Raw genomic sequence first — 23275 nt, 5'->3', positions numbered from 1 at the left:
CATAAAACGTCCGCCATTTCAAGAGACAGGATGAGGGGGGAATCAGCCGGTCTGACCGTCGGCCCGTGGCGTCAGCAGCCAAGGGGCGAAGCAGCGCAGCCAAAGCGGGAATGCTGTCGCCCACAAGATGCTGGGCAGGGTGACGCCCCAGAGCGCCATGGAGCTTGGCCACCATAGCGCCACGGCGATGCGCCACAAGGCGGCAAGGCTGATCAGCGCCATGATCGCCCAGATCGCCGTGGGCAGGGGAAAGGCGCGGCCGCTATGGCGCAGGGCGACGATGGACATGACCGCCACGGCGGCGGTGGTGGCGGCGCCCAGTCCCAGGGCGTGGCGGATGGCGATGGGGTCGAGGTCGATCGCCAGAATGGCCAAGCCCAATCCGCCCAGACCCAATACCATCCATCCTTGCGCCAGATAGAACAAAAAGACCTGGGGACGCAGCAAGGCGGGGCCGTGATGCAGCTCGACCATGCGGTCGGCCTGGGCGCAAGCGGCGGCCAGGGCAATCCAGCCGGTGACCGGGTTGTCAGGGGCCAGCAGGTCGGCCAAGGCGAACAGGGCCAAGGTGGCGGCGGCCAGATGGCGTCGGCCGGGGGCCAGCCGAACCGTCGGCGCCTGACCGGTTTCCAGCAGTGCCGAGCGCAAGGCCACTGGCAGGATGCGGCCGCTGGCGAGGGCGATCAGGATCAGAAACAGATTAAGGCCGGCATGCAGGCTTTGCTCGGCCGGCGGGGTCGGCAGGCCCAACCGGCCGAGGTGAAAGACGGTGTTGGCGCCAATCAGCAAGATCACGGCGGCGGCAAATTCCCAGGGCCGGCGGTACGGTGCAATGGCCAGCAGCAAAGCCGGCAAAAACAACAAATCCAACCCAGCCACCAGCGACGGCGGCAACAAGCCATCGAGCCAAAAACCGATGCGGCCGAGCAGCCACAGCCCGACCAGCAGAGCCAGGGGCCGCCCGGTTACCGGCGGTCCTCCGCTCCAACTGGGCAAGGCGGTCAGCAGAAAGCCGGCCAGGGCGGCGGTGAGAAAGCCGAAAATCTGTTCATGTCCATGCCACAATCCGGCGGGCAGGCTGGTCCCGCCGCCCCAGCCCAGCCACAACACCGGCAAGGGCAGCACCGCGCCGATGGCGGCGAGCGGCAGCAGCAGGAAGAACGGACGGAAGCCATAGGCCAGAACAATGCTCATGTCGGTTCCCCGTGGCCCATGTCCTCGACGGCCAAGGCGGCGGCGATGGCCGGGTTGGCCAGCAGGCGGCCGACTTCGGCATGAACGAAACCGTCGTCGCGCTGGGCGAAGGGGCGGGCGATGTCGTGGCCGGCGGCCAGTCGCGCCGGCTTGGCCGTCAGCACCAAGATCCGGTCGGCCATGCGCACGGCCTCGGCCAGATCGTGGGTGACCAGCAGGGCGGTCAGTCCGTGTTCGCTGATCAAGCGCCGGACCAAAGCCTGCATCTGCCGGCGCAAGCCGACATCCAGGGCGCTGAATGGTTCGTCCAGCAGCAGCAAATCAGGCTCGACCGCCAAGGCGCGGGCCAGGGCGACGCGCTGACGCATGCCGCCGGAAAGCTCGTGCGGAAACTTGCCGGCATCGTCTGGCTCCAGCCCGACCACCCGCAGCAGATCGCACGCGCGCTGCTGGTGCTGGCGGCGTTCGATCCGCGATCCCTTAAGGGCGAAGGCGATATTGTCGGCGGCGTTGCGCCAGGGCAGCAGACAGGGGTCTTGAAAGACAAACACCGGATGGCGGAAATCGTGATGGATGTGGCCGTGGGTGGGGTGAGCCAAGGCGCCGATCATCGCCAGCAACGTGCTTTTGCCGCAGCCCGACGGACCGATCAGGCAGCCGATACGGCCGCGCGGCAGGTTGAACGAAATATCGGCCAGGACATCGTGAGGGCCGAAAGCATGGCGCAGGCCGGTGACGGTCAAGCCAGAAGACAGGGCATTCATGCGGATTATTCCTAAAAACCGCCGGAGGAAGAGGGCGGACCCCCCGGCATTTCGCGACGCCAGATCTGCAAGTGCCGGCGGATCGGTTCCAGCAGCAGATATTCCAGCGCCAGCAGCAGGGTGACGACCATGACCACCCAGGCCATGGCCTTGACCGTATCGACCTGGACCCGAGCGGTGGCCAGACCGTCGCCGATGCCACCGGCGCCGCTCAGCAATTCGGCCATGACGGTGACTTTCCACGACAACGCCAAAGCGGTGGCCAAGGCGGGGAACAAATAGGACAGCATGTGCGGCAGGTAGACGTCCCAGACCAGGGCGGGGCGGGGGATGCGGAAGGCCTGGGCCATGCGCCTGAGCGCGCCGTCCAAGGTCCGCACGCCCTGGGCCGAACCGGCAAAGACGATGGGGGCGGTGGTGACCAAGACGGTGAACGACACCGCCAAGCCTGTGCCGCCGAACCATAACAGCGACAGCACCACCCAGGCGATGGCCGGGATTCCAAGCATCAGGGTGGCGATCGGCTGCAACAGCCGGCGCATCATGTCCGAGGCGCCGGCCATCGCCCCCAATATCCCCCCGATCAGGGCGGCGGCGGCAAAGCCGCCCAAGGCGTTGGCGCTGGTTTCCAGCACCGCCGGCAACACCCGGCCGGCGGCGCTCATCGTCCACAGGGCGACGAAGGAATCGCGGGGCGAGGGCAGCACCAAGGTGCCATAGGCGGCATGTCCGGCCTCCCACAGCGCCACCAGCAACAACAGGCTGGCGGCCGCGCCCCAGCCGCCCCAGATGTAATCCAACGCCCGCAAAGCGCGGCCGCGAGCCGCCGTCCCGATCGGTATGGTCACTGTCTACGATCCCCAATAAAAGCGAGGGTCTGGCAGTTTGCCGCCGACGATGTCGGGCGACAATTCCATCAGGTCGGTGAAATACGCCTCCATGTCGGCCTTGGCTTCCTGGCCCGAGGCGACGCCCAGGCGGAAATGCGGCAGCGATTGCTGAACGATGGCCGGTTGCAGATCCAGATAATCGGCGCCTAACTTGCCGGCGCTGGCGGGGTTGTTCATCACCCAACGGGCGCTGGAGACGCAAGCCTGGTGGAGCGCCTTGACCAGTTCGGGCTGCTTTTGCACCAGTTCCTCGGACACGCCCATACCGGCCTGAGGCAGACGCGGCCCCCGGCCGGTGATCTCGCCGTAGATCGCGGTCAGGTCGAGGGCGCGATGGACGGCGACGCCAGTCTGCATGCCGCGTAAAATGGCGGCGCTGGCCGCCGGTTCGGGCAGCACGGCGATGTCGGTCTTGCCGGCCAGGAACAATTGCGTCGCTTCGGTGGGGGTGCCGACATAGTGCAGTTTGACGTCCTTGTCCGGGTCCATGCCCTTGCGTTTGAGCACGAGGCGGAAAATCAGGTCAGGGGCGTCGTTCCGGAACGATTGCAAGACCTGACGGCCGGCAAGATCTTCGATCCTGGTCACCGCCGGATCACGGCTCATGACATAAAGCAAGCCCCAGGTGAGGATGTTGAGCTGGCGGATTGGAACGCCGCGATTGAACAGATTGGCGCAGGAATAAGACGGCGTGCCGAACACCTTCATGTCGCCCGACAACACGCCGGCCCGCATCTGGTCGGGGGTGCGCCAGACCTTCATCACCGTCTTGGCCACATGGGCGGAAAGCGCCCCGGTTTCCACCAGATGGGCGATAACCACCGACGGCGTCGCCGGCATGGCGCTGATGGTCAGGGTGTCCAGGGCGGCGGCGCGGCCCGCGCGGGGCAGCTGGCTCAGGCTAGCGGTGGCGCCGATGCCGGCCAGCAGGGCGCGGCGGGAAAAATCGTGCATGAGAGAGCTATCCTTTGTGGTCAGAACGTGGCGATGGCGCGGGCATAGAAGCTGCGGCCGGGGCCATTGACGGCGCTGGGATTGGGGTCGTCGGTGGTGTTGGCGGGATTGTGTTCGGCATAGGTCTTGTCGAAGACGTTGTCGATGCCGACACGGACGCCGACGGTGTCAAGGAACTGCACCCCGGCATAAAGATCGAACAGACCGAAGCCCCCGCCATTGGCGGCATCGAAACCGCTGCCGGTGGATGCATCGGCATCCAGCCGGGTCTGGCTGGCGACGGCGCGGAGCTTGAATCCGACATTCCACGAGCCGATTTCGCTGAGGCTGTCTTGGTAATCCACCAGCCAATTGGCTTCCAGCGGGTCGATGCCATAAAGGGCGCGGCCATCCGAGGTGTTCTCGCCCCAGCGATAAGACAGCGCCAGCTTGGTCGACAGATTGCGGGTCAGATTGATGGCGGCTTCGGCCTCGGTGCCGGCCAGCCGGGCATCGACATTGCGCCAGATGAAGGCGTTGTCATTGAGCAACACGCCGCTTTGACCGTGGGCGCGGTCGCGACTGATGAAATCCTCGACCTGATCGACATAGCCGCTCAGCGATACCCGCCACGACTGACTGCCAAGGAAATTGTCGCCACCGGGGCGTTTGCGGCCGTAATCCAGCCAGTCCGCGCCTTTCAGGGCGATGCCGGTTTCGGCCCGGTAATGCACTTCCGGGTTGAGGTTGGGATTGCCGACCTGCCGGGTGGCGGTGCCGGCGGCGGTGGCGTTGTTGGCCGAAGGCAGGGCGAAATAGCGTTCCTGAGAATCGGCGGCGCGCATGATCCGGCCGATCGAACCCGTCAGCGACAGGCGGTCACCGACCATCTTGTGTTCACCGTCCAGCTTCAGGCTGATCAGATGATCCTCGCCGCTGGTGTCGACATCGCCGAAATAGCTTTGGTACAGGCTGCGTGCCGTACCGCTGTAATTGCCGATGCGCATCAGATTGTCGGCCTTGGTGGCGTCGGCGGTGACGTAATCGTAGCGCACCCCCAGATTGATGTCGGTGGCGGCGCCGGGCTTCCATGCCAGATCGACATCGGCGGCGCTTTCCCACATCTCGATGCCGGGATACTGGAAACCGGTGATCTGGCTTAGGTTATTGACGCCGGGGCCGCCCCAGCGGGTGGCATCGTGCCAGATGCGCTTGGTCGATACCGTCATCCGCGCCGCCAGGTCGGCGGCCAGGGCGGCTTCACCCGAAAGGTTGCCGCCGAACTCGTACCGAGAGGGTTTGGCGATGTTGCGGTTGGCGGCGGCGGTTTCCTGCCGCAAGGAAAAGTTGTTGGCGACGCGTTCAAGGCCAACATAGCGCAGTTCCAGCTTGAGCTTGTCCAGGCCGGTGATTGGCTTGGTGGTTTCCGCCGCCAACAGGCCCAAGGTGCGTTCGGTCTTGATCGGATCGGCGCCAAAGCCTTCCGGCAGGGCGACACCGTTCTGGTTGACGGTGACCGGCATGGGCAGCATCTGATCGTCGATGCGGTCGTGCAGGACCATGGCGCGCAGCGTGCTGTCGGCATTGGGGCGCAGCACCAGGGCCAGTTGTTCGGTGTGGCGGTCATAGCCGCTGCGCACTTCGTCGCCGTTGCCATCGGCAAACTGGCCGGCATTTTCGTAATTGACGCTTGCCTGGATGGTGGCCAGGGCGGTGCGGATGGCGGTTTGGCCGAACACTTCCTTGGCGCTGCCGGCACTGGTGTAGCCAGCGCCCAGCTTGATCGGGGCGGTGGAATTGGCGACCGAATCCAAGACCCCGGCGGTGGGGTGAACCTTGTCGCGACGATAGGCCATCTCGGCCGGCGCCCATCCCAGTTCCCACAGCGGCAGCAAGGGGAACGGACTGGGCTTGTCGTGCTGGGTCAACACCGGAATCACCGCGGTCTTCGGCAAGGTCGGGGCGATGGCGGCGCTTTCCTGGGCGGCGGCCGAGGTTGATATCAAGGCGGCTCCGGCCAGCAAAACAGGGATACGGCGCAATCTCATGCAGGTTTTCCTCTAGGCAGAGTGGTAGGGAGACGCTATATTCTGCATACAATATATGCAAGTGATTCTCATTATCTTCTCTTCGCATATGCAATAGGTTATGCGAATGAGAATCATTGACTTTCGTCAACCCAACAGGAAACCTCTGTCATGAAACGGTGCTTATTCCTTCGTTGTAAGCGTGATCACGCGCCGAAAATATTCGATGCCCCGCTCTGGGCGGGGATGGTGGAAAACGTGCATCAGAGCCGTTTTCCCGAGCTGGACCTCAGCCCGTATGGGGCGATTATCATGTCCATGCTGACCGATCAGGCCAGCTTGTCCCGCCATGCGGACAAGCTGGAATCCTTTCTCGATCGCGGCGGATTGCTGGTGGTCAATGGCCATATGGCTTATCCGCTGCTGGCCGATGTGGCGCCATTCCTGCCGCAGAGCGGACACGGCACCGACGCCTTGGCGGTGCATCGTTTGGCCGATCATCCGGTATTCGCTGGCGTCGCCGAGGAGGATCTGACCTTTCGCCGTGGCGTCGCCGGCTTTTACGGGCGCGGCCACAACCCGCCGCCGGATGGGGCTATCGCCCTGAATGGCTTAGGGGCCGGCAAGGTCGCGTTGGATTGGCTGTGGCGGCGGCCCAAGGGCGGCACCGTATTCATGCATGGCGGTCTGGATTTATGGGCCTATGCCGGCGACCCCACCTCGGCGGCGCGGATGGCGCCGCAATTGCTGAACTGGCTGAAAAGCGAAATGCGCGGAGAGACCTGCGATGCGTAAGATCCTTGCTGTCGATGGCGGCACCTACTTCCATCATTTTTCCTATGCCGATCCTCGGGTGGCCCGCTTCATTGATCGCCGCGTTCATGTCGGTGATCTGGGGGCGACGCGGCTGGACGATTTCGATGTGGTGCTATTGCCCTGCCGCATTGATCCCGACAGCCTGATTCCCTTTGCCGGGGCCTTGCGCGCCTATCTTGATGGCGGCGGTACGGTGGTGTCGCTGAATGCCGATGCGGCCGATGAATTCCTGCCCGGAATCGTCAACCGTTCGACCGAAGTGAATTTCTGGTGGTGGTTGGACGGGGGCGTTGATCCCGGCATCCGGATCATGCGGCCAAGCCATCCCTTGTTCGCCCATGTCGGCGCCGGTCACGTGATCTGGCATTATCACGGCGTACTGACCCCACCCCCAGGCGCCATATCGCTGGTCGATGTCGAGGGGGAAGGGTCCTTGCTGTATATCGACCGCGCCAGCACCGCTGGTCGGCTGATCGTCTCGACCTTGGACCCGGTGTTCCACCACGGCAGCAATTTCATGCCCAACGCCACCCATCTGCTGTACGGGCTGATGGAATGGCTGGCCGAAGGCGCGCTTGGCGATGCCATGGCTCCGATCAGCGCGGATCATCCCATTGAGGTGGTGCGTGCCGTGTCCGGCGGGTGTTGCGCCTGATGGTTTGATGCGGACGCAAGCTTTGCGCCACGCAAGCTTGCGTCCGGCGAGCCGCAGGTCTGGGTGATCATCATTTTGTCATTTTCCATATCAGCGAAATGATGATAGCGTCCCGCCATGCTTGAGACTTTCGAAATCACCGCCAAAGCGGTCGCCGACCCGACTCGGATACGCATCTTGAAGCTGCTGGAAGGCGGTGAATTGTGCGTCTGTCAGATCACCACCGTCCTGGGATTGGCGGCGGCGACGGTTTCCAAACATCTGGCGGCGCTGAAAACGGCGGGGTTGGCGCAAAGCCGCCGCGACGGCAAGTGGGTGTATTACCGGCTGGCCGAACGCGATTTCAATGCCCATGCCCGGCCTTTCCTTGATCTGCTGGCGGCGGCGCTGGGCGACGATCCGACCATCGCCGCCGATCGCGTGGTGCTGGTTCAGGTCAATGCGGTGCCGTTGCAGGTGTTGTGCGACGAGGGACGGGCGGCGTTGACGACGATGCCTCAAGCGGAAGCCATCTGCTGCGGGAGACCATCGTGAGCGACAAAGCCTATAACGTCTTGTTCCTGTGCACCGGCAATTCAGCCCGTTCGATCATGGCTGAAGCCATCTTGAACTCCGATCTTTCCGGCAAGTTCAAGGCCTTCAGCGCCGGCAGTCATCCCAAGGGCGCGATTGATCCGACCGTGCTGGCCCTGCTGAAGAAGACCAATTACCCCACCGAGGGCTTGCGGTCGAAATCGTGGGATGAGTTCGCCAAGGACGGTGCCCCCCAATTGGATTTCGTCTTTACCGTCTGCGACAACGCCGCCGGAGAGATCTGTCCGATCTGGCCGGGCCAGCCGATGACCGCCCATTGGGGGGTTCCCGATCCGGTCGGCTTTGCCGGCTCGGATGTGGAAAAGGCCGCCCACACGGCAGAGGTCATGCGCATGCTGTCCAACCGTATCCATATCTTCACGGCGCTGCCCATTCGCTCGCTCGATAAGCTGACGCTGCAAAAACGCCTCAACGACATCGGCAAGAAGGCCTGAGTCATGACCACAAACGTTCTGGTGCTGTGCACCGGCAATTCGGCCCGTTCGGTTTTGGCGGAATGCTTGATCAACGATCTTGGCGGTGGAAGATGGAAGGCGTACAGCGCCGGCAGCAATCCCACCGGAAAGGTCAATCCTTTGTCCATCGCGGTGCTGCGAGAAAACGGCCATGAGGTGGAGGGCCTGCGGTCGAAATCGTGGGACGAGTTCGCTCTGCCCGCGGCGCCCAAGATGGATCTGGTCATCACCGTCTGCGACAACGCCGCTGGCGAGGTTTGCCCGATTTGGCCCGGTCATCCGTCCAAGCTTCACGTTGGTTTCCCCGATCCGGCGGCGGCCGAGGGCAGCCCCGAGCAACAATTGGCGGTGTTTCGCCACGTGTACCAGATGATCAAGGCCAAGGTGGCCAAGCTGATCGAACTTGGCCCCGACCGTGCCGGAGAAGTCTGATGACGAAACCCGCCATGAGTGTTTTCGAACGTTATCTGACCGTGTGGGTGGCCTTGTGCATCGTCGCCGGCGTGGCGTTGGGGCATTTCCTGCCGGCGCCATTCCAGGCCATCGGCCGGCTGGAAATCGCCCAAGTCAATTTGCCGGTGGCGGTGCTGATCTGGCTGATGATCATTCCCATGCTGCTGAAGATCGATTTCGCCGCCCTGCATCAGGTCAAGGAACACTGGAAGGGCATCGGCCTGACCTTGTTCATCAACTGGGCGATAAAGCCGTTTTCCATGGCGCTGCTGGGATACATCTTCATCAGCACCGTGTTCCGGCCGCTATTGCCGGCCGACCAGATCGACAGCTATATCGCCGGGCTGATCCTGCTGGCGGCGGCGCCGTGCACGGCCATGGTTTTCGTCTGGTCCAACCTGACCAATGGCGAACCGCACTTCACCCTAAGCCAGGTGGCCCTGAACGACCTGATCATGGTTTTCGCCTTCGCCCCCATCGTCGCTTTGCTGTTGGGGCTGTCGTCAATCACCGTGCCGTGGGAAACGCTGCTGCTGTCGGTGGTGCTGTATATCGTCGTGCCGGTGATCGTCGCGCAAATCTGGCGCAAGGTTTTGCTGGCCGGTGGAGCGCAAGCCCTGGCCGGGACCCTGGCGGTGTTGGGGCCGGTGTCGTTGCTGGCGTTGTTGGCCACCTTGGTGTTGCTGTTCGCCTTTCAGGGCGAGCAGATCATCGCCCAGCCACTGGTCATTTTGCTGCTGGCGGTGCCTATCACCATTCAGGTCTATTTCAATTCCGGCTTGGCCTATCTGTTGGCCAAGAAATTGGGAATCGCCCATTGCGTCGCCGGGCCGGCGGCATTGATCGGGGCCTCGAATTTCTTTGAATTGGCGGTGGCCGCCGCCATATCCCTGTTCGGCTTTAACTCTGGCGCCGCGCTGGCCACCGTGGTCGGCGTGCTGATCGAAGTGCCGGTGATGCTGTCGGTGGTGCGCATCGTCAATGCATCCAAATCCTGGTACGAGCGCAAACCATCCTGATCCGGCGCTGTTCGCGCATGCGGCATTTATCTTGACCCCAGGGATCGGGGTGGGCGTAATGCCGGGCCACGCCTCCCGATTTTTCAGACCAAGCCTGTGTGGTTTGCCGCCAGGGTCAAGGATTGTGCATGTCGTTTTTTTCCCGGTCGCGGGCCGAATGGTTCGCCAATGTATCGCGTGATTTACTGGCCGGGACGGTGGTCGCCCTGGCCCTGATCCCCGAAGCCATCGCCTTTTCCATCATCGCCGGGGTCGATCCCAAGATCGGTTTGTATGCGTCGTTCTCCATGGCGGTGGTTATCGCCTTTGCCGGCGGTCGGCCGGGGATGATCTCGGCCGCGACCGGCGCCATGGCCTTGGTGATGGTGAGTTTGGTCAAGGAACACGGGTTGCAATACCTGTTGGCGGCAACCGTCCTGACCGGGGTGTTGCAGATCATCGCCGGCTGGGTCCGGCTGGGGGCGCTGATGCGCTTTGTCTCGCGCTCGGTGATCACCGGCTTCGTCAATGCCCTGGCCATTTTGATCTTCATGGCGCAATTGCCCGAGCTGATCAATGTCAGCTGGCACGCTTACGCCATGGTCGGGGCCGGTTTGGCCATCATCTATCTGTTCCCGCTGGTGACAAGGACCATCCCGTCGCCGCTGGTGGCCATTGTCGGCCTGAGCGCGGTGGCCATCTATTTCAACCTCGACATCCACACCGTCGGCGACATGGGCCAATTGCCCGACAGCCTGCCGGTGTTCTTGTTGCCTGACGTGCCGCTGAATTGGGCAACGCTTTCAATCATCTTTCCGGTTTCGGCCACCTTGGCGGTGGTCGGGCTGCTGGAATCGATGATGACCGCCTCCATCGTTGACGACCTGACCGGCAGTCCCAGCAACAAGAATCGCGAATGTGTCGGCCAAGGGCTGGCCAACATCGTCACCGGCTTCATCGGCGGTATGGCCGGTTGCGCCATGATCGGCCAGTCGGTCATCAACGTCAAATCAGGCGGGCGCGGGCGCTTGTCCACCTTGACGGCGGGGGTGTTGCTGCTGGTGATGGTGGTGTTCATCGGCGATTGGGTCGGGCGTATCCCCATGGCGGCGCTGGTGGCGGTGATGATCATGGTTTCCATCGGCACCTTCAACTGGGCCTCGCTCCGCGATTTGCGCCATAACCCCAAAAGCTCCAGCGTGGTGATGATCGCGACCGTGGCGGTGGTGGTCGCCACCCATGATCTGGCCCAAGGCGTGCTGGTCGGGGTGTTGCTGTCGGGATTTTTCTTCGCCCACAAGGTCGGCCAGATTCTCCATGTCCGTTCGCGTGGCGAAGACGAAGGCCGCATGCGCGTCTACACGGTGACCGGTCAGGTGTTCTTCGCCTCGGCCGAGCGATTCATCAAGGCCTTTGATTTCGACGAGGTGATCGACACGGTCCGCATCGACGTCAGCCGGGCGCATTTTTGGGATATCACCGCCATTGCCGCCTTGGACAAGGTGGTGGTGCGCTTCCGCCGCGAAGCCGCCGAGGTCGAAATCGTCGGCTTGAACGAAGCCAGCGCCACCATGGTCGACAAATTCGCCGTGCATGACAAGGATGGCGGCGAAGATCTGCTGTTGGGCCATTGAGGGAAGGACGCGCCATGAAGACCGAAAACAAGGTGCTGGCCTGTGTCGATCAGTCCCGCTTCGCCGATCACGTTGCCGATTACGCCGCCTGGGCGGCTGCCCGCATGCAGGCGCCGCTGGAATTCCTGCATGTCATCGACCGCCACCCGGAAATTGCCAGCGGCGCCGATCACAGCGGCGCCATTGGCGTCGATGCTCAGGAAAACTTGCTGGCGCAATTGTCGGCGGAAGAGGAAATCCGCACCAAGGCCGCGCGCGAGCAAGGACGCCTGTTCCTGAACGCCCTGCGGCAACGCGCCGCCGCCGCCGGGGCTGAACCGGTGGACACCCGCCAGCGTTACGGCAATCTGGAAGAAACCCTGGCTGGACAGGAACACGATGTCCGTCTGCTGGTTCTGGGGCGCCGGGGCGAGGCGGCCGAGGCCGATAACCGCGCCATCGGCGGCAATGTCGAACGTCTGGTCCGTGCCCTGCACAAGCCGATTCTGACCGTTAGCAGCGACTTTTCTGCCCCTCAGCGAGTGATGATCGCTTTTGACGGCGGCGCCGTTGCCCGACGCGGTATCGAGACGGTGGCGGCGTCGCCTTTGCTGCGCGGCCTGCCGCTTCATCTGCTGATGTCGGGACGGGAAAGCCGCGAGGCTGGCCACCAATTGGAAAGCGCGAAAGCGACGCTGGAGGCGGCGGCCTTCGAGGTGTCGGCCGAGACGATTGCCGGCGATGCCGAAACCGTCATCGCCGAAACCGTGCGCGATCGGGCGATTGATTTACTGATCATGGGGGCCTATTCACATTCGCCGTTGCGGACATGGTTGTTTGGCAGCAAGACATCGGATCTGCTGCGTTCAGCCACTATTCCGACGCTGTTGCTGCGCTAAGGTGGCGGTGTACGATCTGAATTGATCGGCGCATTTGGGACGGTGGAACAATCGAGATGAGCGACATGGTGGAAAAGCCGTTGCGGTCGGGATGGACCACCGGGGCTTGCGCCACGGCGGCGGCGAAGGCCGCCTGGACGGCGATGCTGGGCCAGGGCTTTCCCGACCCGGTGACCATCACCTTGCCGCGTGGCGAGAAACCGGCCTTTGCCTTGGCGTTGGGCGAAGCCGGCGCGGATTGGGCGCGGGCCGGGGTGGTCAAGGATGCCGGTGACGATCCCGATGTTACCCATGGCGCCACCATCATCGCCACCTTGCGCCGGGGCGCGGTCGGTTCCGGTATCGTTTTTCGCGCCGGCGAAGGTGTCGGCACGGTGACCAAACCTGGTTTGCCGTTGCCGCCGGGAGAGCCGGCCATCAATCCGGTGCCGCGCCAGATGATCACCGCCGAGATTACCGCTTTGGCTGCCGCTCACGGCGTCAGCGCCGATATCGAGGTGGAAATCTCGGTCCCCGGCGGCGAGAAAATTGCGCATCGCACCTGGAACCCACGTCTGGGAATTTTGGGCGGTATTTCCATTTTGGGCACCACTGGGGTGGTGGTGCCCTATTCCTGTTCGGCCTGGATTCATTCTATTCAGCGCGGTATCGACGTTGCCCGCGCGACCGGCATCGGCCATGTGGCCGGCTGTGTCGGCAATACGTCGGAAAAAGCGGTGCTGCGTCTGCGTTCCTTATCCGAGGATGCCATCATCGACATGGGCGATTTTGTCGGCGGCATGCTGAAATATCTGCGTGGTCATCCCATCGCCAAGCTCACCATTGCCGGCGGTTTCGCCAAGATGTGCAAGCTGGCAGCCGGTCACATGGATTTGCATTCCAAGCGCTCGCAGGTGGATGTAAAGGCGCTGGCCGGATATCTGGGCGATTTGGGCGCTGATGCCGAAACCATCCGCCGGGCTGGCGTCGCCAATACCGCCCTTGAGGTGCTGGAACTGGCCCAGGCTCAAGGTTTAGCCTTGGGCGACGTCATCGCCGCCGCCGCTGCTATCCAGGCCCGTCAGGTGTTGGGCGACGTTCCGGTCAGCGTGGACGTGCTGGTCCTTGACCGTCAGGGCAATCCGGTGGGTGAAAGCGGTTGATCCAGCCAAGCTATCGCCTCGGCCAGGGTGGTCGCCGTGGGGGTTGGCGGGCGTAAGGGGCGCTTGCGCATGACCACCCTCAGACCCATTTGACGGGCGGCGGTCAACTTGGCGACAGCGGCGTCGCCGCCGCTGTTCTTGCAGACGATGGTGTCGATGTCATATTCCGCCAGCAATCGGCATTCGTCGGCCAGAGTGAACGGCCCGCGCGCTTGCAGGGTTTGGCTGTGGCCAAAGGCGGGCAGGGGATCGGGCATATCGACCGAGCGGATCAGAAACCACAGCGCATCCAAATGGGCGAACGGGGCCAGTTCCTGGCGCCCCAAGGCCAGCAACACCCGCCGGGATCCCGCGGTCAAAAGAACGGCGGCTTCGGACCAGTCGTCAATTTCGGTCCAGTAATCGCCGGCTTGTGCCACCCAGGCCGGCCGTTCCAGGCGCAGCAACGGAATTGCCGCCTGGGTGCAGGCGATTGCGGAATTCCAGCCCATGCGGGCGGCGAAAGGATGGGTGGCGTCGATCACCTGATCGATGGCGCGGGCGGTTAGATAAGCGGCCAGCCCATCGGCGCCGCCAAAACCGCCGCTGCGGATTTCACCGGCCGGTCGGTGCGGCGCTGCGGTGCGGCCAGCCAGCGAGACGATCACCCGCAGGCCGGGGTGCTCAGCCAGGGCGGCGGCCAAGGCGTTGGCCTCGGTGGTGCCGCCCAGGATCAGGATGGTGCGGCGCACGGGTTAAAACGTGCCGGGATAGGCGCCGCCGTCCAGCAAGATGTTCTGACCGGTGACATAGCCGGCCTGGGTCGAACACAAAAAGGCGCACATGGCGCCGAATTCGCTGGGCTCGCCCAGCCGTCCGGCGGGGATGGATTTGGCGCGCAGGGTCTTGGCCTCGTCGAAGCTTATTCCTTGCAATTTGGCTTGGGCGCCGACCACTTGGGCAATGCGGTCGGTGTCGAACAAGCCGGGCAGCAGGTTGTTGATGGTGACGCCGTGGCGGGCGACGTTGCGGGCCAGCCCGGCGACGAAGCCGGTCAAGCCTGAACGGGCGCCGTTGGACAGTCCCAGCACGTCGATGGGCGCCTTGACCGCGCCCGAGGTGATGTTGACGATGCGGCCCCATTTGCGGCCGATCATCGGGTCGATTACCGCCTTGATCAGCTCGATCGGGGTCAGCATGTTGGCATCCAACGCCTTGATCCACGCTTCGCGGTCCCAATCGCGGAAATCGCCGGGCGGCGGGCCACCGGCATTGTTGATCAAGATGTCGGGTTCGGGCATGGCGGCCAGGGCGGCGGCCCGTCCTTCGGGGGTGGCGATGTCGGCGGCGATGGCGATGACATGGGCGCCGCTGGCCAGCCGCAGGTCATCGGCGGCCTGGGCCAGCACGTCGGGGCGGCGGGCGACCATGACCACCTCGCATCCTGCCTCGGCCAAGGCGGTGGCGCAAGCCAACCCCAAGCCGCGACTGGCGGCGCAGACCAAGGCTTTTTTACCGCGAATGCCTAATTCCATGACAATTCTCCCTGTCTGTCGTCGTGTCCGGTCAAGGCCTCGCGCACCATCTTGACGGTGACCGCCTTGCGCCGCGCCAGCGATTCCCGGTCAAGCTGTTGGACCAATTGGCCCATGGCGGCAAAGCTGCGTTCGGCCCGGCCCAAGATAAAGGTGACGACGTCTTCGCCGACCCGCAATTGGCGGTCGGAAAAAAGTTTGATCAGCACGGCGGCAAGCAGGCTTTCATCGGGGGCGCCGATGCCGACGGCGTGCAGCCCCCCCAGGCGTGAACGCAAATCGGCCAAGGCGACGGGCAGCCGCGCCGGCGCGGTGCGCCCGGCCAGCAGCAGGTAACGGCCGGCTTCCTTGGTGCGGTTCCACAGATGAAAAAGCGCGGTCTCGTCGGTCAAGCCGTCGAGGTCGTCAAGGATGGTGACCGGGCCTAACTGCATGCGCAGCGAGTCGGCGGCGGTAAGTTCCGCTGCCGGAATGATATTCGTTGCCAAACCGTGATGTTGGGCGAAAACCGCCAGTAAATGGGTCTTGCCGCAGCCTTGCGGGCCGAACAGGGCCAGGGCGTGCTGGGGCCAGGCGGGCCAGCGCTCCAGCCACGCCACCGCCTCGGCATTGCAGGGGGCGACCAGGAAATCGTCGCGCCCCAATGCCGGCCGGTGGCCGAGATCCAAGGTCAATTGCCCATCGTTCACGGCATATGCCCATGATAAAGCGACGAGCGCAGATACCGTTTCAGGGCCGAGCGCGACAATACGCCGATCACCGCGGCGATCGGCACCGCCAGCAACAAACCGACGAAACCGAACAGGCCACCGCCGGCCAACAGGGCGAACATGATCCACACCGGATGCAGGCCGACCTTGTCGCCGACCAGTTTTGGCGTCAGGAAATTGCCTTCCAGCAATTGCCCGGCGGCGAAGACGGCGGCGACCATGGCCGGCAATTCCCAGCTTTGGCTTTGGGCCAGGGCCAGTCCCATCCCGGTGACGAAGCCGGTAATGGTCCCCAGATATGGCACGAACGAGATCAGCCCGGCGCCCAGGCCGATGACCAGGCCAAGGTCAAGGCCGACCAGGGACAGGCCGATGCCGTAAAAGGCCCCCAGCGCCAGACAGACGCTGGCCTGGCCGCGCAAAAAGCCGGCCAGGGTGCGGTTGATCTCGGCCGCTTGCTGGCGGATGGTTTCGCGGTGTTCCCGCGGCAGCCAGGAATCCACCTTGGCGACCATGATGTCCCAGTCCCGCAGCATGTAGAAGGTGACGATGGGGGTGATGAACAGCAGCGACAGCACGTTGATGACGGCCAGACCGCCGGTCAGCAGGCCCTTGGCGACGCCCAGCAGCCAGGTCACCGCCTCGCCGGCGTGATCGCCGACCGAGGTGCGCAGCTTGTCGATGTCGCCCTTGGACAATTTACGCTTGAGCTCAAGGATCAGCGGATGCAGGCGTTCGTTCAAGGTGTCCACATAGGTGGGGATGCGCTGGACGAAGGCGACCACCTGTTCTTGAAGGATCGGCAGCAACAGCACCGCCAACGTCACCACCAGCAGAAAAAAGACGCCGGTGATGGTGGCGGTGGCGGCGGTGCGCGACAATCCCGCCCGTTCCAGCCGGTCGGCCAACGGATCGAGAAAGAAGGCCAGGGCCATGCCGGCGACGAAGGGCAGCAGCACGCCGCGCAGCAGGTATAAAAAGACCAGGGCCGCCGCCAGTCCGGCCAGCCAAATCTTGAACCGTTGTCCCTGGGTCATGGTCAGTTCACTCCGACCGGCTGCACGGTCCAGAAGCTGTCGGCCCATTTCAGGCTCAGGCCGCCGGTGCTCATTCCCTCGGCTAACTGGTTGGAATCACCGACCACATGCATGATGATCGCCGCCTCGGTTCGCGATAGCGATACCAATTCCCAGCTCTTGACCTGGGGGACCCGGCCCAGACGTTCGCGTACGGCCAGCCATTGGGGCATGCCCGACAACGGCACCAGCGCCGATACGGTGCCGGACTCGCCGCCATGTGCGGCATTTTGCTTATGAGTGGTTTCAATGGCGCGCGCGATGTCCTTGACGGCGCGGCTCAGCAGGGCGTCAAGGCTTTCACCGTCATTTTGCCGGTAAGACAGCGCCTCGAATGGCTTGGGCGTGGTTGGTCCGGCATGCAAGGCGACGTCAAGGACCTTGCCGCGCAGGGTGGCGGCGGCGACCAGCACATCGGGGGTGCGCCAGCGCGCGCCCAGGCTTTGCATGGCCAAGGCGTCGCCGGCCAAGGCCTGGGCCGCGGTGATCGCCTGGATGTCGCCCAAGTCGCCCAACGGCAGCAACAGCGGCACCAGACCGCCGCCATGCAGGTTGCCCCAGGCGTTGCGCCAGGGATTAGGGTCGTCCCACAGCGCGGCGCGGCCATCTTCGGGGACGAAGACCGGCACCACCACCACCGGGCGGGTGCGGGCTTCGGTCACGGCGATGCCGGCCGCTTGCAGCAGGCGCTTTACGGCCGAGCCGTTGTAGCGCACGCTCAACGAGGCGATATAGCGGCTGGCGAGGCTGCGTTCCTGCTCGACGCTGAAATCGCGCACAAATTCGACGCCGTCGGCCTTGGGCAGGCGGGCGCGGTCCTCGGGGGCGGTGAGGCGTTCCAGCAAGGTGGCGAAGCCCTGGCGTTGCGCCGCGACGATGGCCTGATCCTTGGCCACTTGGGCATTGGCGGCGCTGACATCGACCTCGACGCCATCGACGGTGAAGGGGTCAAAGCTGACCTGGGCTCGGCTGTCGGGGCTGTTAAAAAAGACCAGAAGCGCCGCCACCAGGGCCATGGCGCCGGCAAGGCGAAGAGAAGGCATTGCAAACCGTCCGTGTTGGAGTATCTTCGGCCCGCGTGGCGTCGACCCCTGAGAGCCGGGCGCAAGCGCCGCCAACCATATCACAGGCAAGCCGACGAGGAAGACCATTCCCGCTCATGATGAAAAGCAGGGCCTGACCTACCGCGACGCGGGCGTCGATATCGATGCCGGTGAAGCGCTGGTCGAGGCCATCAAGCCGCTGGCCAAATCCACCGTCCGTTCCGGCACCGCCGCCGGTCTGGGTGGCTTTGGCGCGTTGTTCGACCCCAAGGCCGCTGGGTTTAAGGACCCCATTTTGGTGGCCACCACCGACGGTGTCGGCACCAAGCTGAAGGTCGCCATTGATTCCGGCCGCCACGATGGCGTCGGCATCGATCTGGTGGCCATGTGCGTGAACGATCTGGTGGTCCAAGGCGCCGAGCCTTTGTTCTTTCTGGATTACTTCGCCACCGGCAAGCTGGACGTGGCCGCCGGCACGGCGATCATCGCCGGTATCGCCGAAGGCTGTCGTCAGGCCGGTTGTGCCCTGATCGGCGGCGAGACGGCGGAAATGCCCGGCATGTACAGCCATGGCGATTACGATCTGGCCGGTTTTTCGGTCGGCGCGGCCGAACGCGGGGCGTTGTTGCCGTCGGCTGATGTCGGCCCCGGTGACGTGTTGCTGGGCCTGGCTTCGACCGGTGTGCATTCCAACGGCTATTCGCTGGTGCGCCGCATCGTCGCCAAGGGTGGCGTAACCTATGATTCGCCGGCGCCGTTCGATCCGTCGAAAAGCCTGGGCGAGGCGTTGCTGATTCCGACCCGCATCTATGTCAAATCGTGCATGGCGGCGGTCAAGGCTGGCACGATCAAGGCCATGGCCCACATCACGGGGGGTGGTCTGATCGAGAACGTGCCGCGCGTGCTGCCCGACACCGTGGTCGCCGACATCGACGCCAAGACCTGGACCTTGCCGCCGGTGTTCACGTGGCTGGCCGCCGAGGGCGGCGTCGTTGCCCACGAAATGGCCCGGACCTTCAATTGCGGTATCGGCATGGTGGTGGTGGTCGCCGCCGACAAGGCCGAGGAAGCAGCCCATATCCTGCGTCAGGGCGGCGAGACGGTGTTTACCATCGGCACGCTGCGCGCCCGTCAGGGTGACGAAGCCCAAAGCCAGGTCCGGGGGACCGAGGGCTGGCTGTAATGGCGAAAAAGCGGGTCGGCGTCTTGGTTTCGGGCCGGGGGTCCAACCTCCAGGCTTTGCTCGATGCCTGCGCCGATCCGGCCTTTCCGGCCGAGATTGTCTTGGTCGTCAGCAACGTCGCCAATGCCTATGCGCTGGAACGTGCCGCCACGGCCGGGGTGCCGTCGGTGACCCTTTCGCACAAATCCTTCGCCAGCCGCGAGGATTTCGACGCCGCCATGGATGCGCATTTGCGTCAGGCCGGGGTCGAGATCGTCTGCCTGGCCGGTTTCATGCGGCTGTTATCCGCGGGCTTTGTCCAATCCTGGGACCAGCGGATGATCAATATTCATCCGTCGCTGTTGCCCAGCTTCAAGGGCCTGCATACCCATGCCCGCGCCCTTGAGGCCGGGGTCAAGCTGCACGGCTGCACCGTCCATCTGGTCACCCCCGATCTTGATGACGGCCCGATCATCGTCCAGGCCGCCGTCCCGGTTCTGGCCGATGATACCGAGGATGCCCTGGCCGCCCGCGTCCTGGAACAGGAACACAAAGCCTATCCGCTGGCCCTGCGTCTGATCGCAGAAGGACGTGTTGCTGTCGATGGTAATCGCGCCAAGGTAGAAGCGCCCGGCTTTGGCGCATTGGTCAATCCCACGCCCTGATCTTGCCCTAATCGCAGTGCAGCATTAGGTCTGACGACTCAAATCCACGAGTTGGTTCAACAGCGGCAAGCGGGAGCCCACCATGAAGCTGAACACGATGTCCATCCCCAAGCGCATTGGTGGCGGTTTCGCCCTGGTGCTGGCCCTGTTGCTGGCTGTTGCGGTGATTGGCGCGATCGGCATCAATTCGGCCCGCCAAGCTTTGGATACCTATTCCGATCAAGCGGAAAGCGCCTTGCTGCTCAAGGAAGCCGACAGCAAGTTCGAGACTCTGCGCCGTCATGTCAGCCGTGGCGATCATGTGAATGCCGTGCAGGTGCTCAACGAGATCAAGGTCATCATTAGCTCGGCCCAAACCGCCATCACTGATCCGGCGCTGGAGGCCGAGCTGAAAAAGCTGGTGGCGCTGTTGGGCAATTATCAGGTCGGCTTGGATGCGATCGGCAAGGATCAATCAGCCATTGAGGATCTGGCCAAGGTTGGCGATCAGATCAGTGGTCAGATGGACGCCATCGAGGATCGCCAGATCACCGCCTTGACCAACCTGGAAAAACAGGCCAAGGACGATGCTGCCTTGCATCAGGCCGAAGATATCGCCTTGTCGGCCTTGGCCTTGGTCTTGGGGGTCGCGGCGTCTTGGGTGATCGCCAGCGGCATTGCCCGGCCGTTGAAGGCCATGACCCAAGCCATGGAAAAATTGGCCCAGGGCGATTTGCAGGCCGCTATTCCCGCCGCCGAAGGCAAGGACGAGATTACCGCCATGGCTCAGGCCCTGGCCGTGTTTAAAAGCAATGGCCAAGAGCGTCAGCGTCTGGAGGATGCGGCCAAGGCGGAAATGGAAAAGCGGCTGGCCCGCCAGCGCCGGGTCGATGAACTCACGGCCGGTTTCGACGCCAAGGCGGCGGAACTGGTCGGCGCGGTGGCCGGCGCCGCCGGCACCTTGTCGGATACGGCGACGGGCATGTCGGCGGCGGCGGATCAGACTTCGGCGCAGGCCACCGCGGTGGCTGCCGCCTCGACCCAGGCCTCGACCAATGTGGAAACCGTGGCCTCGGCGGCCGAGGAATTGGCGGCGTCGATTTCCGAGATTTCGCGCCAAGTCGCCCATTCCAACACCATTTCTCGCCGCGCCGCCGACGAGGCCAAGCGCACCGATGGCGAAGTCCGTCATTTGTCGGAAGCCGCCGGCCGCATCAGCGAGGTGGTCAAGCTGATCAACGACATCGCCAGCCAGACCAATTTGTTGGCGCTCAACGCCACCATCGAGGCGGCGCGCGCCGGCGATGCCGGCAAGGGCTTCGCCGTGGTCGCCAACGAGGTCAAGTCGCTGGCCAACCAGACGACGCGGGCGACCGAGGAAATCGGCAGCCAGATCAGCGCCGTGCAGGAACAGACCCGCGCCGTGGTCAGCGCCATCAACACCATCGGTCAGGTGATTGAGGAAGTCAGCGAGATCGCCGGTTCGATCGCGGCGGCAGTGGAACAGCAAGCCGCCGCCACCGCCGAAATCGCCCGCAATGTCGAGCAGGCCGCCGCCGGCACCGCCGAGGTCAACGCCACCATCAACGGCGTGCAGCAGGCCGCCGCCGATACCGGTTCCGCTGCCGGCACCGTGCTGGGGGCCGCCCGGCAATTGTCATCCCAGGCGGAAACCCTGCGCCACACGGTCGATGGTTTCTTGTCGGCGGTGAAGCAGGCTTAGTCAACGTGTTGAAGGGTGGTGAAAACCTTGCGCGATGCTGTGCTATCCATCGGGAAGATTTTCACCACCCTGAGCTTTAACCCAAGCTGTTCAAGACCCGTGCGAGATCGCGGATCAGGTCGTCGGCATCTTCCAGACCGATCGACAGGCGGACCACTTCGGGGCCGGCGCCAGCGGTGACTTGCTGTTCCGGCGTCAATTGCCGGTGGGTGGTGCTGGCCGGATGCAGGATCAATGACCGGGTGTCGCCGATATTGGCAAGGTGACTGAACAATTTGACCCCTTCCACCACCTTCTTGCCGGCTTCAAAGCCGCCCTTGACGCCGAAGGTGAAGACCGCGCCAGCCCCCTTGGGCAGGTATTTGTCACGCAAATCCGCATAGCGGCTGTCGGCCAGCCCGGCATAGGACACCCATTCCACCGCCGGATGGCCGGCCAGGAAGGTGGCGACCTTTTGCGCGTTGGCGCAGTGACGTTCCATGCGCACATGCAAGGTCTCGATGCCGGTGATGGTGAAAAAGGCGTTCATCGGCGCCATCGCCGGGCCGAAATCGCGCAGCGCCACGGCGCGGGCCTTGGTGGTAAAGGCGAAATCGCCAAAGGTTTCGTGGAAGGTCAGGCCGTGATAGGCCGGCTCGGGCTGGGACAGGCTGGGGAATTTGGCATTGGCCGACCAGTCGAACCGGCCCGATTCGACCACGCAGCCGCCAAGGGAATTGCCATGCCCGGCCAGGAATTTGGTGGTCGAATGCACGACGATGTCAGCCCCCCATTCGAACGGCCGGCATAGGAACGGCGTCGCCAGGGTGTTGTCAACGATCAGCGGAATGCCGGCATCGTGGGCGACTTTGGCCACGGCTTCGATATCGACGACGATGCCGCCGGGATTGGCCAGGCTTTCGATGAAGATGGCCTTGGTCGTCGCGGTGATGGCGGCTGCGAAATTGTCGGGATCGTGCGGGTCGACGAAGGTGCAGTGCCAGCCCAGTTTTTTGAACGACAGGCCGAACTGGGTAAGCGAGCCGCCGTAAAGATTGCGGGAGGCGACGAAATGATCGCCGGGCTCCAGCAAGGTGAAGAAGGTGATGAATTGGGCGGCATGGCCCGAGGCGGCGGCGACCGCGGCGCGGCCGCCTTCCAGGGCGGCGATGCGTTCTTCCAGCACGCTGACCGTCGGGTTGGTCAGACGCGAATAGATGTAGCCGAAGGTGTGCAAGTTAAACAGGCTGGCGGCGTGGTCGGTGTCTTCGAACACATAAGACGCGGTCTGATAGATGGGGGTGGTCCGCGCCCCGGTCACCGCATCGGGGGCGGCGCCGGCATGCACGGCCTTGGTGGCGAAGCCATATTCCAGATTTTCCACATCCTCTTGCGTCGTCTTGTCGCGCTTGGGCCGAGGCGCTTCCTTGGCTTTGTTGGTGATGATGCCGGAATTGACGCCGGACCAGCTCAACTCGCCGCCCAGGCGGCCGAATTCGATCTTGGGGCAGCGATCCATCACCACCTTGACCCCGGCTTCTTCGGCGCGGGCGGCGGCGGCGGCGTTGCAGACGCTCAGTTGCATCCACACCACTTTGGCGCCGATGGCCACCGCCTGATCGGTGATCGGGCCGGCGGCTTCGGAATTGCGGAAGATGTCGACCATGTCCACCGGCACCGGGATTGACGCCAGATCAGCGTAAACGGTTTCGCCCAACAATTGCTGGCCGGCCAAACCCGGATTGACCGGAATCACCCGATAGCCTTTTTCCTGCAAATACTTGGTGACGATATAGCTGGGCCGGTTCCAATTGGCGCTGGCCCCGACCACGGCGATGGTGCGGACCGAGCGCAGGATGTGGCGCAGGAAATCGTCGGTGTAGTCAAGGGCGGGGGACGTGGACACGAGGTGGTTCTCCGGCTTTGCTGAGTTTGGATGGTGGCGGCTGGTCGGCGGACGGTCAAGTGAATCGCGGTTTCACAAGGTCACT

23 protein-coding genes are annotated in these 23275 nt (G+C 63.7%); 12 read left to right on the top strand and 11 right to left on the bottom strand.

Annotated features, from left to right (window positions below; translation table 11 throughout):
* Positions 1-42 precede the first annotated feature (42 nt).
* The 5 genes from KEC16_RS10935 to KEC16_RS10915 are packed head-to-tail and all read right to left on the bottom strand — an operon-like array spanning position 43 to position 5829.
* Complete coding sequence (locus tag KEC16_RS10935; RefSeq protein ID WP_211548768.1) at positions 43-1194, bottom strand: NnrS family protein; 1152 nt, start codon at positions 1192-1194, stop codon at positions 43-45.
* Positions 1191-1958, bottom strand: a complete 768-nt coding sequence (locus tag KEC16_RS10930; protein ID WP_211548765.1) for an ABC transporter ATP-binding protein — start codon at positions 1956-1958, stop codon at positions 1191-1193. The genes KEC16_RS10935 and KEC16_RS10930 overlap by 4 nt, the downstream gene beginning before the upstream one ends.
* Before the next feature lie 11 nt (positions 1959-1969).
* Complete coding sequence (locus tag KEC16_RS10925; RefSeq protein WP_346344067.1) at positions 1970-2806, bottom strand: ABC transporter permease; 837 nt, start codon at positions 2804-2806, stop codon at positions 1970-1972.
* Between the two features lie 3 nt (positions 2807-2809).
* A complete protein-coding gene (locus KEC16_RS10920) occupies positions 2810-3802 on the bottom strand; it encodes an ABC transporter substrate-binding protein (RefSeq protein WP_211548764.1) in 993 nt (330 codons plus the stop codon).
* A 20-nt stretch (positions 3803-3822) separates the two neighbouring features.
* Positions 3823-5829: a TonB-dependent receptor domain-containing protein gene (locus KEC16_RS10915; protein ID WP_211548762.1), complete on the bottom strand. Its 2007-nt coding sequence runs from the start codon at positions 5827-5829 to the stop codon at positions 3823-3825.
* Between the two features lie 291 nt (positions 5830-6120).
* Between KEC16_RS10915 and KEC16_RS10910 the strand changes: the two genes are divergently transcribed.
* The 9 genes from KEC16_RS10910 to KEC16_RS10870 all read left to right on the top strand — a co-directional run bounded on the left by KEC16_RS10910 (position 6121) and on the right by KEC16_RS10870 (position 13433).
* Entirely contained in the window at positions 6121-6603 is a 483-nt protein-coding gene (locus tag KEC16_RS10910; protein WP_211548760.1) for a hypothetical protein, read from the top strand.
* The gene (locus KEC16_RS10905) at positions 6596-7279 is read left to right on the top strand and encodes a hypothetical protein (RefSeq protein WP_211548758.1); all 684 of its coding nucleotides are present in this window, start codon (positions 6596-6598) and stop codon (positions 7277-7279) included. The genes KEC16_RS10910 and KEC16_RS10905 overlap by 8 nt, the downstream gene beginning before the upstream one ends.
* 117 nt (positions 7280-7396) lie before the next feature.
* Complete coding sequence (locus KEC16_RS10900) at positions 7397-7813, top strand: ArsR/SmtB family transcription factor (protein WP_211548756.1); 417 nt, start codon at positions 7397-7399, stop codon at positions 7811-7813.
* On the top strand, positions 7810-8307 hold the full coding sequence (locus KEC16_RS10895; protein WP_211548754.1) for an arsenate reductase ArsC: 498 nt from the start codon (positions 7810-7812) through the stop codon (positions 8305-8307). The genes KEC16_RS10900 and KEC16_RS10895 overlap by 4 nt, the downstream gene beginning before the upstream one ends.
* A 3-nt stretch (positions 8308-8310) precedes the next feature.
* The gene (locus KEC16_RS10890; protein WP_211548752.1) at positions 8311-8760 is read left to right on the top strand and encodes an arsenate reductase ArsC; all 450 of its coding nucleotides are present in this window, start codon (positions 8311-8313) and stop codon (positions 8758-8760) included.
* A 14-nt stretch (positions 8761-8774) separates the two neighbouring features.
* On the top strand, positions 8775-9800 hold the full coding sequence (gene arsB / locus KEC16_RS10885) for an ACR3 family arsenite efflux transporter (RefSeq protein WP_211548909.1): 1026 nt from the start codon (positions 8775-8777) through the stop codon (positions 9798-9800).
* Between the two features lie 128 nt (positions 9801-9928).
* Positions 9929-11413 carry a SulP family inorganic anion transporter gene (locus KEC16_RS10880; RefSeq protein WP_211548750.1) on the top strand — a complete coding sequence of 495 codons (1485 nt, stop codon included), beginning with the start codon at positions 9929-9931 and terminating at the stop codon, positions 11411-11413.
* A 14-nt stretch (positions 11414-11427) separates the two neighbouring features.
* A complete protein-coding gene (locus KEC16_RS10875) occupies positions 11428-12291 on the top strand; it encodes a universal stress protein (RefSeq protein ID WP_211548748.1) in 864 nt (287 codons plus the stop codon).
* Between the two features lie 56 nt (positions 12292-12347).
* Entirely contained in the window at positions 12348-13433 is a 1086-nt protein-coding gene (locus tag KEC16_RS10870) for a cobalt-precorrin-5B (C(1))-methyltransferase (protein WP_211548746.1), read from the top strand.
* Here the strand turns inward: KEC16_RS10870 and KEC16_RS10865 are convergent.
* From KEC16_RS10865 to KEC16_RS10845, 5 genes are read right to left on the bottom strand one after another with little or no spacing between them, the layout of a single operon-like run.
* Complete coding sequence (locus KEC16_RS10865; RefSeq protein WP_211548744.1) at positions 13403-14164, bottom strand: cobalt-precorrin-6A reductase; 762 nt, start codon at positions 14162-14164, stop codon at positions 13403-13405. The genes KEC16_RS10870 and KEC16_RS10865 overlap by 31 nt on opposite strands.
* A 3-nt stretch (positions 14165-14167) precedes the next feature.
* Positions 14168-14947 carry an SDR family oxidoreductase gene (locus KEC16_RS10860; protein WP_211548742.1) on the bottom strand — a complete coding sequence of 260 codons (780 nt, stop codon included), beginning with the start codon at positions 14945-14947 and terminating at the stop codon, positions 14168-14170.
* Positions 14938-15636: an HdaA/DnaA family protein gene (locus tag KEC16_RS10855; protein ID WP_211548740.1), complete on the bottom strand. Its 699-nt coding sequence runs from the start codon at positions 15634-15636 to the stop codon at positions 14938-14940. Before KEC16_RS10855 ends, KEC16_RS10860 begins: the two co-directional genes overlap by 10 nt.
* A complete protein-coding gene (locus KEC16_RS10850; protein ID WP_211548738.1) occupies positions 15633-16694 on the bottom strand; it encodes an AI-2E family transporter in 1062 nt (353 codons plus the stop codon). Before KEC16_RS10850 ends, KEC16_RS10855 begins: the two co-directional genes overlap by 4 nt.
* 2 nt (positions 16695-16696) lie before the next feature.
* A complete protein-coding gene (locus KEC16_RS10845; RefSeq protein WP_211548736.1) occupies positions 16697-17776 on the bottom strand; it encodes a DUF2066 domain-containing protein in 1080 nt (359 codons plus the stop codon).
* Positions 17777-17909: 133 nt separating this feature from the next.
* Here KEC16_RS10845 and purM point away from each other — a divergent pair, with 133 nt between their 5' ends.
* The 3 genes from purM to KEC16_RS10830 all read left to right on the top strand — a co-directional run bounded on the left by purM (position 17910) and on the right by KEC16_RS10830 (position 21305).
* On the top strand, positions 17910-18959 hold the full coding sequence (gene purM / locus KEC16_RS10840) for a phosphoribosylformylglycinamidine cyclo-ligase (protein WP_249209109.1): 1050 nt from the start codon (positions 17910-17912) through the stop codon (positions 18957-18959).
* Positions 18959-19603, top strand: a complete 645-nt coding sequence (gene purN, locus KEC16_RS10835) for a phosphoribosylglycinamide formyltransferase (RefSeq protein WP_211548734.1) — start codon at positions 18959-18961, stop codon at positions 19601-19603. The genes purM and purN overlap by 1 nt, the downstream gene beginning before the upstream one ends.
* A gap of 82 nt (positions 19604-19685) precedes the next feature.
* Entirely contained in the window at positions 19686-21305 is a 1620-nt protein-coding gene (locus KEC16_RS10830; RefSeq protein WP_211548732.1) for a methyl-accepting chemotaxis protein, read from the top strand.
* A gap of 76 nt (positions 21306-21381) precedes the next feature.
* Here the strand turns inward: KEC16_RS10830 and KEC16_RS10825 are convergent, their stop codons facing one another.
* Positions 21382-23190 carry an O-acetylhomoserine aminocarboxypropyltransferase gene (locus KEC16_RS10825; RefSeq protein ID WP_211548730.1) on the bottom strand — a complete coding sequence of 603 codons (1809 nt, stop codon included), beginning with the start codon at positions 23188-23190 and terminating at the stop codon, positions 21382-21384.
* Positions 23191-23275 lie beyond the last annotated feature (85 nt).

The sequence above is a fragment of the Magnetospirillum sulfuroxidans genome (assembly GCF_018224925.1).
Lineage (GTDB): Bacteria > Pseudomonadota > Alphaproteobacteria > Rhodospirillales > Magnetospirillaceae > Magnetospirillum > Magnetospirillum sulfuroxidans.
The sequence above is the reverse complement of the archived record's forward strand: the minus strand, read 5'-3'. Positions and strand labels throughout refer to the sequence as shown.